Genomic DNA, 12,768 nt, shown 5'->3' with positions numbered 1-12,768 from the left:
GTGAGGCCCGTACGGTCGTCAGCGCGCTCAGCCCGCGCGCGTGATCCGTACGGGGCTCCCGCGCGAGCCCGGAGTCGACCACCACGCGCACCCCGGGCACCGTCAGGCTGGACTCGGCCACGGACGTCGCCAGCACCACCCGCCGCCCCCGCCCCGCGGACAGCACCGCGTCCTGTACCGCGGCGGGGGCCCGGCCGTGCACCCGCAGCACGTCGACACCGTCCAGCTCGCCCAGCTGCCCGGCCACCCGGGCGATCTCCCCGACGCCGGGCAGGAAGCACAGGACGTCCCCGGACCGCTCGGCCAGCGCTCGCCGTACCACCGACGCCACGTGTGTCAGGAGCGCCGGGTCGACCCGCATCCCGTGCGGCGGCCGCACCGGGCGCGCGGGCGGCGCCCACACCACCTCCAGCGGATGCGTAACGGCAGCCGCCTCCACCACCGGGGCATCGCCGAGCAGCCGCGCCCACCCCTGCGCGTCGGTCGTCGCGGATGCGGCGACCAACTGGAGCTCGGGGCGGAGCGCGGCGCGTACGTCCATCAGGAACGCGGCCACCGTGTCCGCGTCCAGGTGTCGCTCATGGCACTCGTCCAGGACGACGGCGTCGACGCCGCTCAGCTCCTGGTCGCGCTGCAGCCGCTGCAGCAGCACACCGGTCGTGACTACCTCCACGCGCGCGTGGGGGCCTACGACACGCTCCCCGCGCACCGTGAACCCCACGGACTCGCCGACCCGCTCGCCCAGCAGCCAGGCCATCCGCCGCGCCGCCGCCCGCGCCGCGATCCGCCGCGGCTCAGCGACGATCACCCGGCGCGCCGGGCCGTCCCCGACCAGCCCCGCGAGCACCAGCGGGACCAGCGTTGTCTTGCCGGTGCCGGGTGGCGCGCACAGGACTGCCGCGCCGTGGCGCCGCAGTGCGTCCCGCAGGGCGGGCACGGCGGTACGTACGGGCAGCTGGTCCAGGGCGTCGGAGCGGATCACGTCCCCAGTGTCCCGGACCGCCCGCAGAGAGCGGCGTTGCGGGTGGGTGCGGGTGCCTTCGCTCTGTTCGGAGGTGGTGCGGGGCCCCGCCGGGGGTACGTGCTCACACTGGCGGCTCGTCCCGTGGGGTCAGCGAACCCGGTGGTACCGCCAGCGCTGCGCGCGCACCCCCGCCGTGTCCCCTCCCGTCGGCGATGCGACCACAAGTCCGGTGGGGGCTGCTGTTCGCCTACGGCCTGGGCGGGTTTCCGTTCGGTTTGCGGCCGCGGGTCGGTGGGGCTGCCTCGCGGACTAGTCCCGTTCGCAGACGAAGATCGCCGTACCCGGGATCAGATGCCCCCGCAGGGGCGACCAGCCGCCCCACTCCTGAGTGTTCCAGTCGGGCCACTCCGGTTCCACGAGGTCCACCAGGCGCAGGCCCGCGCCAACGACGTCCCGTACCCGGTCGCCCACCGTCCGGTGGTGCTCGACGTACACGGCGCGGCCCTGCTCGTCCTGTTCTACGTAGGGGGTGCGGTCGAAGTACGACGCCGAGACCGACAGGCCTTCGGGGCCCGGCTCGTCCGGGAAGGCCCACCGGATCGGGTGTGTTACGGAGAAGACGAACCGGCCGCCGGGGCGCAGCACGCGGCGGACCTCGCGCAGTACCCGTACCGGGTCGGCTACGAAGGGCAGTGCCCCGTACGCGGAGCAGGCCAGGTCGAAGGAGCCGTCGGCGAAGGGCAGGGTGCCCGCGTCCGCCTGGACGAGCGGCACCGAGGCGGAGTAGTCCTCGCCGATTCGCCGCGCGTGCTGCAGCTGCCGGTGCGAGAGGTCCAGGGCCACCGGTCGCGCCCCCTGCGCGGCGAGCCAGCGTGAGCACTGGGCGGCGCCGGCGCCGATCTCCAGGATGTGGAGGCCCTTGAGCGACTCGGCGGGCCCGAGGAGCTCGGCCTCGACCTCGTCCAGGCCCTCGGGGCACCACACGAAGCGGTCGTCGCCGAGGAAGGTGCCGTGCTCGCGCTGGTACTCGTCGGCGTTACGGTCCCACCAGCCGCGACTGGCGCGGCTGCTCTCGGCGACGTCGGCGGCACGCCGGGTGGCCTCAGGCTCAGGCGCCTCGGGTACCTCGTTCGGCCCAGTCGGCTGCAACTCTTGGATGATCGGCTCCCTCGTCGTACTCTTCCGTCCAGCCCCGCCAGGGCCCGCCGAAACCGTCGCCGCAGCGCGTGCTGCGGCCCCAGTGGCGGGTGCGCGGTGTCTGGCAGGTGGCGGGCGTCGCATGGGCCCTGTGCCGGTTATGCGGTGTTCCGCCCCGGGTGTGCGCCTTCGCGCATTGACCCTGCCCGGCTGCCCCCGTATGCTACAAGTTGCGCTGGCGGCCTGCGCTCCTCAGACAGAGCAGGGTGCGCTCGCATCTGTTGTATGTCCCCTCGGTTTCGAGGTGTATGTCGTTTTCTCCGGGAATTCATCGGGGAAGGCACGCGCCTCCTTTGCTGTCCGGCTTCTGCAGAGCGATCACGGGCTCCCGGCGTAGCAGTACCTACGACTCACTGTCCGTACCGGAGCCCTTTCCCACATGACGAGCAGCACCGAGACCACCGCCACCACTCCGCAGGTAGCGGTCAACGACATCGGTAACGAGGAAGCCTTCCTCGCCGCGATCGACGAGACGATCAAGTACTTCAACGACGGCGACATCGTCGACGGCGTCATCGTGAAGGTCGACCGGGACGAGGTCCTGCTCGACATCGGTTACAAGACCGAAGGTGTCATCCCGAGCCGCGAGCTCTCCATCAAGCACGACGTCGACCCCAACGAGGTCGTCGCCGTGGGCGATGAGATCGAGGCCCTGGTCCTCCAGAAGGAGGACAAGGAAGGCCGCCTGATCCTGTCCAAGAAGCGCGCTCAGTACGAGCGTGCCTGGGGCACGATCGAGAAGATCAAGGAAGAAGACGGCATCGTCACCGGTACCGTCATCGAGGTCGTCAAGGGTGGTCTCATCCTCGACATCGGCCTCCGTGGCTTCCTGCCGGCCTCCCTCGTCGAGATGCGCCGCGTCCGCGACCTCCAGCCGTACGTGGGCAAGGAGCTCGAGGCGAAGATCATCGAGCTGGACAAGAACCGCAACAACGTGGTCCTGTCCCGCCGTGCCTGGCTCGAGCAGACCCAGTCCGAGGTGCGTCAGACGTTCCTCACGACCCTGCAGAAGGGCCAGGTCCGCTCCGGCGTCGTCTCCTCGATCGTCAACTTCGGTGCCTTCGTGGACCTGGGTGGCGTCGACGGTCTCGTCCACGTCTCCGAGCTCTCCTGGAAGCACATCGACCACCCCTCCGAGGTTGTCGAGGTCGGCCAGGAAGTCACCGTCGAGGTCCTCGACGTGGACATGGACCGCGAGCGCGTCTCCCTGTCGCTCAAGGCGACCCAGGAAGACCCGTGGCAGCAGTTCGCCCGCACGCACCAGATCGGGCAGGTCGTTCCCGGTAAGGTCACCAAGCTCGTTCCGTTCGGTGCGTTCGTGCGCGTCGACGAGGGCATCGAGGGCCTGGTCCACATCTCCGAGCTGGCCGAGCGCCACGTGGAGATCCCGGAGCAGGTCGTCCAGGTCAACGACGAGATCTTCGTCAAGGTCATCGACATCGACCTCGAGCGCCGCCGCATCAGCCTCTCGCTGAAGCAGGCCAACGAGGCCTTCGGTGCCGACCCGTCCATCGTCGAGTTCGACCCGACGCTGTATGGCATGGCCGCCTCGTACGACGACCAGGGGAACTACATCTACCCCGAGGGCTTCGACCCCGAGACCAACGACTGGCTCGAGGGCTACGAGACCCAGCGCGAGACCTGGGAGACCCAGTACGCCGAGGCGCAGCAGCGCTTCGAGCAGCACCAGGCTCAGGTCATCAAGTCCCGCGAGGCGGACGCCCAGGCCGAGGCCGAGGGTGGCAGCGAGGCCGTTGCGGCCGCTCCGGCCGGTGGCAGCACCGGCGGCGGTGCCTCCAGCGGTGGCTCGTACTCCTCGGAGACCGCGGACAACTCCGGCGCCCTGGCGTCGGACGAGGCCCTGGCCGCGCTTCGCGAGAAGCTGGCCGGCGGCCAGAGCTGACGCTCTCCGCTCGGCGCTAGCCGATAGCTCGTAGCCGCGGGCCCCCCCCGTGCCCGCACCTTTTCGAAGGTGCGGGCCCGCGGTGCGTTCGGCTCCGGTCGACGCCGTACGGGAATCGGCGCCGTGAGGGAGACGCCGTCGTACGGGAGACGCCGTCGTACGGGAGACGCCGTCGTCCGCTAAAGGCGGCGAGGGTGGGAATGCTGGTGCCGTACCGCGCGTTCTGAAGTACGAACACGAGGAGGAGCGGTCACAGTGCTTGATCCCCAGGGTCTGTACACATGGGAGCCGAAGGGCCTCGCGGTCGTCGACATGGCGCTCGCACAGGACTCGGCCGGACTTGTCATGCTCTACCACTTCGACGGGTACATCGACGCGGGCGAGACCGGCGACCAGATCGTCGACAAGCTCACCGACACCCTTCCCGGTCAGGTGGTGGCCCGCTTCGACCACGACCGGCTGATCGACTACCGCGCCCGCCGCCCCCTGCTGACCTTCGAGCGCGACCGCTGGAGCCAGTACGAGGTGCCCGCACTGGAGGTGCGGCTGCTGCAGGACACCACAGGCGCGCCCTTCCTGCTGCTCTCCGGACCCGAGCCCGACGTGGAGTGGGAGCGGTTCGCGGCGGCTGTGGGGCAGATCGTCGAACGGCTCGGCGTACGGCTCGCGGTGAACTTCCACGGCATCCCGATGGGCGTGCCGCACACCCGGCCGGTCGGCCTGACCCCGCACGGCAACCGCACCGACCTGGTGCCGGGCCACCGCAGCCCCTTCGACGAGGCGCAGGTCCCCGGCAGCGCGGAGGCGCTGGTCGAGTACCGCCTGATGCAGGCGGGCCACGACGTGCTTGGCGTCGCCGCCCACGTCCCGCACTACATCGCGCGCTCCGGCTACCCGGACGCCGCGCTCACGGCGCTGGAGGCGATCACCGCGGCGACCGGCCTGGTGCTGCCAGGTGTCGCCCACGCGCTGCGCACCGAGGCGCACCGCACCCAGACCGAGATCGACCGCCAGATCCAGGAGGGCGACGAGGAGCTGGTAGCCATGGTCCAGGGCCTTGAGCACCAGTACGACGCGGCCGCGGGCGCCGAGACGCGGGGGAACATGCTCGCCGAGCCGGTCGAGATCCCGTCCGCGGACGAGATCGGACGCGACTTCGAGCGCTTCCTCGCGGAGCGCGAGGGCGACCTCTAGGCAGCCTTCTGCCTTGTAGGCCTTCTGGCGTTCTAGGGGGCGTCTCTCCGGTCTTCGCGGATCAGCCTGCGCCCGCTGCGAAGCAGCTGATGTCTCGCGGTGCGGTGCATCGGCGTGCGGCCGGATCGCCCTCGTACTGGACGTACTTGGGTGATTCGGCCGTGCGTCGAAGGGGGTCCCTCCCTGCTCAATGGGGTCTCCCCTGCTCGAGCGCAGCCGAGAGCGTGGGGAAGCAGTCGAGAGCTTGGGGGCGCGTGCCAGGCGTCGCGGGCCCGCGAAGATCGGGGAGACGCCCCCTAGGCCTTCCAGGGCTCCTCCAGGGCCCGTTGGCGCTCCCCCAGGGCGGAGTCCCGGAGGGAGGGCCTAAGCTTCCGCACATGCTGAAAGTGGGCCTGACCGGAGGCATCGGCGCCGGCAAGAGCGAGGTGTCCCGGCTCCTCGACTCCTACGGAGCGGTACTGATCGACGCGGACCGGATCGCGCGGGAGGTCGTCGCGCCCGGAACTCCCGGACTCGCCGCGGTTGTTGACGCCTTCGGCGAGGACATCCTGGCGCCGGACGGCACCCTGGACCGGCCGCGCCTGGGCGCCCTGGTCTTCGCCGACCCCGCGGAGCTGGCCGTACTGAACGGCATCGTGCACCCACTGGTCGGCGCACGCTCAGCCGAACTGGAGGCCGCGGCGCCCGAAGACGCCGTCGTCGTGCACGATGTGCCGCTGCTCGCCGAGAACGGCCTGGCACCCCTGTACGACGTCGTGGTCGTCGTCGACGCGTCCCCGGACACCCAACTGGACCGGCTGGTACGCCTGCGGGGTATGACCGAGGACGACGCGCGCGCCCGGATGGCGGCGCAGGCCACGCGCGAGAAGCGCCTGGAGATCGCCGGGATCGTGATCGACAACAACGGCCCGCTGGAGGACCTGGAGCCACGGGTCCGCGCCGTGTGGCAGGACCTCGTCCGGTGCGCCCAGGCCGACTCGGCCCCCGAGTAGGCGCCCGGGTGACGGAATAGCGTGGCCGTGTCCGTCGTTGAAGGAGTTCAGCCAAGGAAGGACACGATCGTGCCCGAGAACGCGGGACGCACCCCGGAAACCCATGTCATCGACTTCCGCGCGGCGGAGCAGCTGCTTGACGCCCGCGATCCGCGCGGCGCGGTGAAGCTGCTCGACCGGGTCATCGCCGCCCACCCGGAGAACACCGCGGCCCGGCTGCTGCGCGCCCGGGCGTTCTTCGCGGCCGCGCAACTGCGGCCCGCGGAGCTGGAGTTCGAGCTGGTTCTCGAGCGCGAGCCGGACAACGCGTTCGCGCACTTCGCGCTGGCCCGCACCTTTGAGCGCGCGGGCCGCCCGGAGCAGGCCAAGCGTCACTTCCGGCTGGCCGCGGCGCTCGATCCGCAGCCGGACTATGTGGCGGCGGCGCGGTTCGATTCGGACTGAGGCGGGGGCCGGTGGGGGGCGGGCGTCAGGGATGCCTCCCCCCGAAAGGCCTCGCCGGACGGGCTGACATCAGCCCCGGTCGGGATCGTACGGGGGGACGTCGGGGCCGGGCTGGTAGTGGGGGCCCTGGTGGATGTGGCGGAGGACCATGGACATGTCCACGGTGATGATCAGGGTGAGGACGCCGCACGCGATCGCCCAGCCCTCACGGCCCGCGAAGGCGAAGGCGACCGTGCCCGCGGCGGCCCAGATCAGCCCCCACACGCTCAGCCAGAACCGCATCCGCAGGGCACTACGCGCGGTGACCGGTTCGCTCCCTGTGCGACGCATCGGGCTCATCTCCTGGTTCCAGGATCCACCCTTGGTTCCAGGATCCACCCTCGGAGGTCAGTGCCGGAAGGGGCCCGTGACCTCGTACGTGATGCCGCCGGACCCGCTGGTCTCGCCGCTGGTGCCGCGCTGCGAGGAGAAGTAGAGGCGGGTGCCGTCGGGTGCGAACGCGGGCCCGGTGATCTCGGACCTGTCCTGGCCCTCGACGCGCAGGACCGGGGCGACCACCCCGTCCGGGGTGATGATGTTGATCTCCATGTTGCCGCCGTCCTCGGCGACGTACAGGTCACCCGCGGTGGTACCGGTGATGTTGTCCACGCCGTCCAGCGTGCCGTCGCCGTTGTAGACGGCCGTGACCGTCTGGTCGGCGGTGTCGTACGCCCACACCTTGCGGTCGCCCTTCGCGGTGAAGTAGCAGACGCCGTCGGCGTAGTGGCAGCCCTCGCCCCCGTCGAAGTGGCGGGCCGCGCGGACCTGGTGGCGGGTCTGGACCAGCGGTGCGGACGGGTTGGGTACCGGGCGCCACTCGACGCCGTCGCCCGAGGTCGCGCACAGTACGTCCAGGCGCCCGCGGGAGAGATCGCCCCAGGTCTCGGGAACGTAGCGGTACAGACAGCCGTCCGACTCGTCCTCGGTGAGATACACGACCCGGTGGTCGGGGTCGCAGGCGGCGGCCTCGTGCTTGAAGCGGCCCATCGCGCGGTGGGCGACCGCGGACTTCTCGCCGTACGGGTCGGTCTCGAAGACCCGGCCGCGGAAGATCTCCTCGCAGGACAGCCAGGTGTTCCAGGGCGTGGCGCCGCCCGCGCAGTTCAGGTTCGTACCGGACAGGATGCGCCGGGCGCGGTCGATCGAACCGTCGGCCCGGAAGCGTATCGCCGACACCCCGCCGATCAGCGGGAGTTCGGAGTTCGATACGTAGATCCAGCCGTCGCCATCCCGGAAGCAGGCGCCGCCGTCGGGCGCCGAGTGCCAGATGATGCCGCCGACGGCCCGCAGGGATCTGGCCACCACGCGGCTGGTGAAGCCCGCGGGCAGCGCGATGCCGTGGGCGTCGGCGGGGAGCAGTGGGCCGTACGGGCTCTGGGCGGCCGGGGCGGCGTAAGCGGCGTGCTGCCACAGGGCACCGGCGAAGGCGACCGCGCCGGCGCCCGCGGTGACCGTACGGAGGAAGGTGCGGCGTTGCAGGGACATAGGGACCTCTCGGGTCGGGAGACCGGTGGGGGTTGAGGTGGGGGCGGGGCGAGTCAGTTCGCCGTCAGGTGCTCGGCGATCAGGCGCGCGTAGTTCTCCTCGCCCTGGCGGTTGGGGTGCAGCGGGGCGGCCGGTGCGGTCGGTACGTAGCCCTCGATCCACTTCTTGGACGGCAGCTGGCAGGTGTCGTGGCCCTTGCTGGGCGTGGCCAGGTCCACGTACTCGGCGCCGTGGGCGGCGGACTGCGTGGCGAGTACGCCGTTGAGCCGGTCGACGCTGCCCTGCAGATAGTCGGCGTCGACGCCGAGCACCGGCTGGTACGGCCAGCAGCCGCCCGGCTTGATGTAGAGGCCGTAGCCCGCGACGACCACGCGCGCGGCGGGCGCCCGGTCGTGGATGCCGTCCAGCGCGGCGGCCAGCTTCGGGGCGAAGGCGTCGATGCGCTCGGCGACCTGGTCGACGCCGCCCTCGGTGTACTTCTCCTTGCAGGGCGTCGCTCGCGGGTCGAGGGTCTGGCAGCTCTGGGCGATGCCGACGAGGCCGGCGTCGTTGCCGCCGATGGTGAGGGTGACCAGGGTGGTGTCGGCGCTCAGCGCGTCGAACTGCGGGGGTGCCTCGCCCATGGGCAGATCGAGGAGCTCCAGCGGCTGGGGCTGGGTGAGGTGCTTGCTGGTGGCGCTGCTGCAGGTCACGTCGCGCAGTTCGGTGTCGCCGAGCCGGGCCGCCAGTTCATGCGGGTAGTTGTGCGTCGAGCGGCCGCAGGCGAGTGGCCCGGTGGGGTTGGGGATGAGCGGGCCCGAGGCCATCGAGTCGCCCAGCGCGACATAGATCTGCCGGTTCTGGTCGGTGGCCGGGGCGGTGGCGCCTGGCGCGGCGGCGCCCGCGGGGGCGGCGCCCGCGGGGGCGGTGGCCGTACCGAGGGCGAGTCCGGCGAGGGCGGCTGCCCCTGCGGCGAATCGGGTGAAGCGCGAAAACCCAGGGCGGTGGGGGGAGTTCACGGTGGCCTCCGTCGGCTCCGGTGACAGGGAAGGTGTCGCCGGTCATCTTGCAGACTCGACGGACGTCGTTTAACTGGTCGGTAACGCAGACTTCATGGGGGACTTTTGTGACGCATGACAAAGCCGAGCGGAGACCAGAGCCGCGCCCGGCCCCGCGCCCGGACCCGAGCCCCGACGGTCCGCTGCGGATCGCCGGGCGCCCGGTCGGCGCGCATCTGCGGGCGCGGGTACCGGGGTTGACCCGGCTGGTGGTGGCCCGGCTCCGCGGTGAGCTGCCGGTCTACGCGGAGCTGCCGGGCGAGCAGATCGCGGGCGACATCGCGGACATCGTCCAGTACAGCCTGCGGCTCTTCGCCGATGCCATCGAGTACCGCCGCCCGGTCACCGACACGGACCTCGCCCGGCAGCGCGACTCCGCGGCCGAACGCGCGGAGGAGGGCGTGCCGTTGGACGCCATCCTCAGCGCGTACCAGATCGGTATCGCGCTGTGCTGGCAGGAGATCACGGCTGGGGCCCTCCCCGAGGAACTGCCGGATGTGCAGGAGGCCACCGAGCGGATGCTGGTGCTGCAGCGCCAGTTGACGTCGGCGGTCAGCGCGGCGTACCTGGAGGCCCGGCAGATCCTCGACAGTCAGGAGCACGGCGGCCGACACGCCCTGCTGGCCGCGCTGCTGGCCGGCGACCCCCTTGAACGGCCCACCGGACCGCGCCCCGCGGCCCTGTACGTCGCCATGACGCTCGCACTCGACACGCACCCGGACGAGTCGATGGACGGACCCGGCGCCGGGATCGCGTCCCGGCGCAAGATCCGCCGGGTGCGTTCCGTACTCGACCGTTTCACCGGCGAACCGGCCCTGACCGCGCTCGACCACCCGGGCGGCACGGCCCTGTTGCCGGTGTCCGCCGAACCGCCGTGGGGCGAGCTGTGCGACCTGGTCGCGCGCGCCGCGCACGCGGCCGGGGTGTGGATCACGGCGGCCGCGGCCGTGGTGGAGCCCGCCGCCGTCCCGTCCGCGGTCACCCGCACCACCGAGATCGTCGACCTCGTACGGCGCACCGGGCGCGCCCCGGGCCTGTACCGGCTCTCCGACGTCCTGCTCGACTACCAACTCAGCCGTCCCAGCGCGGCCCTGGCCGCACTCGCCGGACTGCTGGGACCGGTGGAGCACAAACCGGAGCTGCTGCACACCCTGGAGACGTACCTGGACCACGGGCTCGACCGCCGCGGCACCGCGGCGGCGCTCCACGTCCATCCCAACACCGTGGACTACCGGGTCCGTCAGATCGCCCGGCTGACCGGCCTCTCCCCGGCACGGCCGAGCGATCTACGGCATATCAGCGCGGCGCTGGTGGCTCGCCGAGCGCTGGAGGCGCCCACCCAACTGGCGGAAAACTACCGGTAGTTGATGCTCAGTGGCGGATCGTTCGATCCCCTGGGTGACGCGCTCCTGACAAGATGTCGATTCCGTGGCACCCTTCCCCGTGCAGGCCCCGCACCGCCTCGCAGCTCATCTCCGCACCGCTCCGCACATCCGTAAGCCCGCGCGGTCACCAAGGGCGCGCGGCCGTCGCAGAAGGAGTCCATGCGCGTGAGACGAAGCCTCAGCACCCCCCGCCGCGCCATTGGAGCGCTCGCCGCCGCGGGAGCCCTGCTCGCCGCGACCCTGCTGCAGGCGGGAACGGCCGCCGCGGCCACCTCCGCGGACGCCGCGCCCACCCCTGCGGACGCCGCACCCGCCTTCGAACAGCGGCAGTCGAGGGACCTGAACGCCTTCTGGACCGCCGAGCGCATGCGCGCGGCCAAGCCGCTCGACGTGCTGCCCGTGAAGGCCGGTGACCTGCTCGCCAAGATACGGTCGGGCGCGGAACTCCGCGTGCCGCCGACCGGTGTCAACCCCGGCACCCAGGCCTTCCCGCAGCGCGGCGGCCCCTGGGACGGCGGCGGAGCGGTGACCACCACATCCGGCCGGGTCTTCTTCACCTACCAGGGCCGCACCGCCTCCTGCTCCGGCAACGCGGTCACCAGCGCCAACAAGTCCACCGTCCTCACCGCGGGGCACTGCGTGAAGCTCGACGGCGCCTGGCACACCGACTGGGTGTTCGTTCCGAACTACCGGGACGGAAACGCCCCGTACGGAAAGTGGACGGCCGCCAAGACCCTCGCCACCCCGCAGTGGGTGGCCAGCGAGGACATCAACTACGACGTCGGCGCGGCAGTGGTGAACCCGCTGGACGGCCAGCGGCTCACCGACGTCGTCGGCGCCCAGGGAGTGGCCTTCAACACCGGCTACAACAAGGCGATGTACGCCTTCGGCTTCCCGGCCGCCGACCCGTACGACGGATCCCGGCTCATCTACTGCAGCGGGAACTCCTTCCGGGACTTCCTCTTCTCCACGGCCAACGGCCTGTCCTGCGACATGACCGGGGGCTCCAGCGGCGGCCCCTGGTTCCAGGACTTCGACGAGTCGACCGGCAAGGGGCTGCAGAACTCGGTGAACAGCTTCGGCTATGTCTTCCTGCCGGGCTATATGTTCGGGCCGTACTTCGGTGACGACGCGAAGAACCTCTATCAGACGGCGCAGGCCGGTTGAGCGCCGATCGGCGATCGCGGACCGCTGGTCGGCGATCACGGACTGCCGGTCGGCGATCGCGGACTGCTGATCGCTGACCGGCTCTGCGGGAGGAGTCGGGCCGGGTGCCTGGGAACGGGTGCCCGGCCCGCTTCGTTGTGCGGTCATGGGTGAAGTGATGCGTGAGGGGTACGAAGGGACCGGGCCAGGCGGCATCACGCCGGACGGCTGCGCGGTCGATCTCTACGCGCGCATGCCCGCGCGCGACGAGCCGGACATCATCGAGGCGGCTGTGCCCGCGGGGGCCCGCATACTCGAACTGGGCAGCGGAGCGGGCCGGATGACCCACCCGCTGCTCGCGCGCGGGTTCCGGGTGACCGCGGTCGACGAGTCCGCCGGGATGCTGCAGCACATCAGTGGCGCGCCGGGGGCGCGTACGGTCCAGAGCCCGATCGAGGCGCTGGACCTGGGGGAGACCTTCGACGTGGTGCTGCTCGCGTCGTTCCTGGTGCACGCGGGTGACCCCAAGGTGCGCGAGGGCATACTCGCCGCCTGCCGCCGCCATGTCAGCGACGACGGCTGTGTGCTGATCCAGCGCGAGACCCCGGGCTTCCACACCGACGTGCCGCGCGAGCGGGTCGATCCGGCCGGGTACACCCTGCGCATCGTCTCGGCGACCCCCGTCGGTGACGGCGTGGACTCCATACGCGCCGAGTACGTCTGGCCCGATGTGACCTGGACCCAGACCTTTCTGTCGCGGGAGCTCAGCGTGGCGGAGTTCGAGCGGTATCTGGGGGACGCGGGGCTTGTGGTGGACCGCTATCTCACCGAGGACGGGATGTGGGTGCGGGCACGGGCACGGGCACGGGTGCGATCTGTGCGATGAGTTTTCGGCGGCGGGTCGGTCTACCTCTCTGACAAGCGAACACGACGCTTCCCGAGGAGACCGCAATGTCAGAGATGACCGCCCCCGCCCCCCCGC

Annotated in this window: 12 protein-coding genes; 7 read left to right on the top strand and 5 right to left on the bottom strand. The window is 71.4% G+C overall.

Features of this window, described 5'->3' with window-relative positions:
* The coding region (locus U9R90_RS24795; RefSeq protein WP_411058875.1) for a DEAD/DEAH box helicase at positions 1-982 on the bottom strand (982 nt) is incomplete at its 3' end.
* Between the two features lie 291 nt (positions 983-1,273).
* Positions 1,274-2,245 carry a class I SAM-dependent methyltransferase gene (locus tag U9R90_RS24790; protein WP_411058874.1) on the bottom strand — a complete coding sequence of 324 codons (972 nt, stop codon included), beginning with the start codon at positions 2,243-2,245 and terminating at the stop codon, positions 1,274-1,276.
* Positions 2,246-2,540: 295 nt separating this feature from the next.
* Between U9R90_RS24790 and rpsA the strand changes: the two genes are divergently transcribed.
* The 4 genes from rpsA (at position 2,541) to U9R90_RS24770 (ending at position 6,694) form a co-directional block, all read left to right on the top strand.
* Positions 2,541-4,064 carry a 30S ribosomal protein S1 gene (gene rpsA / locus U9R90_RS24785; protein ID WP_411058873.1) on the top strand — a complete coding sequence of 508 codons (1,524 nt, stop codon included), beginning with the start codon at positions 2,541-2,543 and terminating at the stop codon, positions 4,062-4,064.
* Positions 4,065-4,319: 255 nt separating this feature from the next.
* Entirely contained in the window at positions 4,320-5,258 is a 939-nt protein-coding gene (locus tag U9R90_RS24780; RefSeq protein ID WP_411058872.1) for a PAC2 family protein, read from the top strand.
* 377 nt (positions 5,259-5,635) lie between these two features.
* Positions 5,636-6,250 (top strand): dephospho-CoA kinase, encoded by a 615-nt coding sequence (coaE, locus tag U9R90_RS24775; RefSeq protein WP_411058871.1) that lies wholly within the window; start codon positions 5,636-5,638, stop codon positions 6,248-6,250.
* Positions 6,251-6,319: 69 nt separating this feature from the next.
* Positions 6,320-6,694: a tetratricopeptide repeat protein gene (locus U9R90_RS24770; RefSeq protein WP_411058870.1), complete on the top strand. Its 375-nt coding sequence runs from the start codon at positions 6,320-6,322 to the stop codon at positions 6,692-6,694.
* Positions 6,695-6,763: 69 nt separating this feature from the next.
* Here the strand turns inward: U9R90_RS24770 and U9R90_RS24765 are convergent, their stop codons facing one another.
* From U9R90_RS24765 to U9R90_RS24755, 3 genes are read right to left on the bottom strand one after another with little or no spacing between them, the layout of a single operon-like run.
* Positions 6,764-7,033, bottom strand: coding sequence for a DUF6343 family protein (locus U9R90_RS24765; RefSeq protein WP_411058869.1), 270 nt, complete (start codon positions 7,031-7,033; stop codon positions 6,764-6,766).
* A gap of 48 nt (positions 7,034-7,081) precedes the next feature.
* Positions 7,082-8,218 (bottom strand): alkaline phosphatase PhoX, encoded by a 1,137-nt coding sequence (locus U9R90_RS24760; RefSeq protein ID WP_411058868.1) that lies wholly within the window; start codon positions 8,216-8,218, stop codon positions 7,082-7,084.
* Between the two features lie 53 nt (positions 8,219-8,271).
* On the bottom strand, positions 8,272-9,216 hold the full coding sequence (locus U9R90_RS24755; protein WP_411058867.1) for an SGNH/GDSL hydrolase family protein: 945 nt from the start codon (positions 9,214-9,216) through the stop codon (positions 8,272-8,274).
* A gap of 182 nt (positions 9,217-9,398) precedes the next feature.
* Here U9R90_RS24755 and U9R90_RS24750 point away from each other — a divergent pair, with 182 nt between their 5' ends.
* The 3 genes from U9R90_RS24750 (at position 9,399) to U9R90_RS24740 (ending at position 12,672) form a co-directional block, all read left to right on the top strand.
* Positions 9,399-10,619 carry a PucR family transcriptional regulator gene (locus tag U9R90_RS24750; protein ID WP_411059795.1) on the top strand — a complete coding sequence of 407 codons (1,221 nt, stop codon included), beginning with the start codon at positions 9,399-9,401 and terminating at the stop codon, positions 10,617-10,619.
* A gap of 180 nt (positions 10,620-10,799) precedes the next feature.
* Positions 10,800-11,807 (top strand): trypsin-like serine peptidase, encoded by a 1,008-nt coding sequence (locus U9R90_RS24745; RefSeq protein WP_411058866.1) that lies wholly within the window; start codon positions 10,800-10,802, stop codon positions 11,805-11,807.
* A 157-nt stretch (positions 11,808-11,964) separates the two neighbouring features.
* On the top strand, positions 11,965-12,672 hold the full coding sequence (locus tag U9R90_RS24740; RefSeq protein WP_411059794.1) for a class I SAM-dependent methyltransferase: 708 nt from the start codon (positions 11,965-11,967) through the stop codon (positions 12,670-12,672).
* Positions 12,673-12,768 lie beyond the last annotated feature (96 nt).

Source organism: Streptomyces sp. E11-3, assembly GCF_046540415.1.
Taxonomy (GTDB): domain Bacteria; phylum Actinomycetota; class Actinomycetes; order Streptomycetales; family Streptomycetaceae; genus Streptomyces.
Note: the sequence above shows the minus strand (reverse complement) of the source record. Positions and strands in the feature narration are given on the sequence as shown.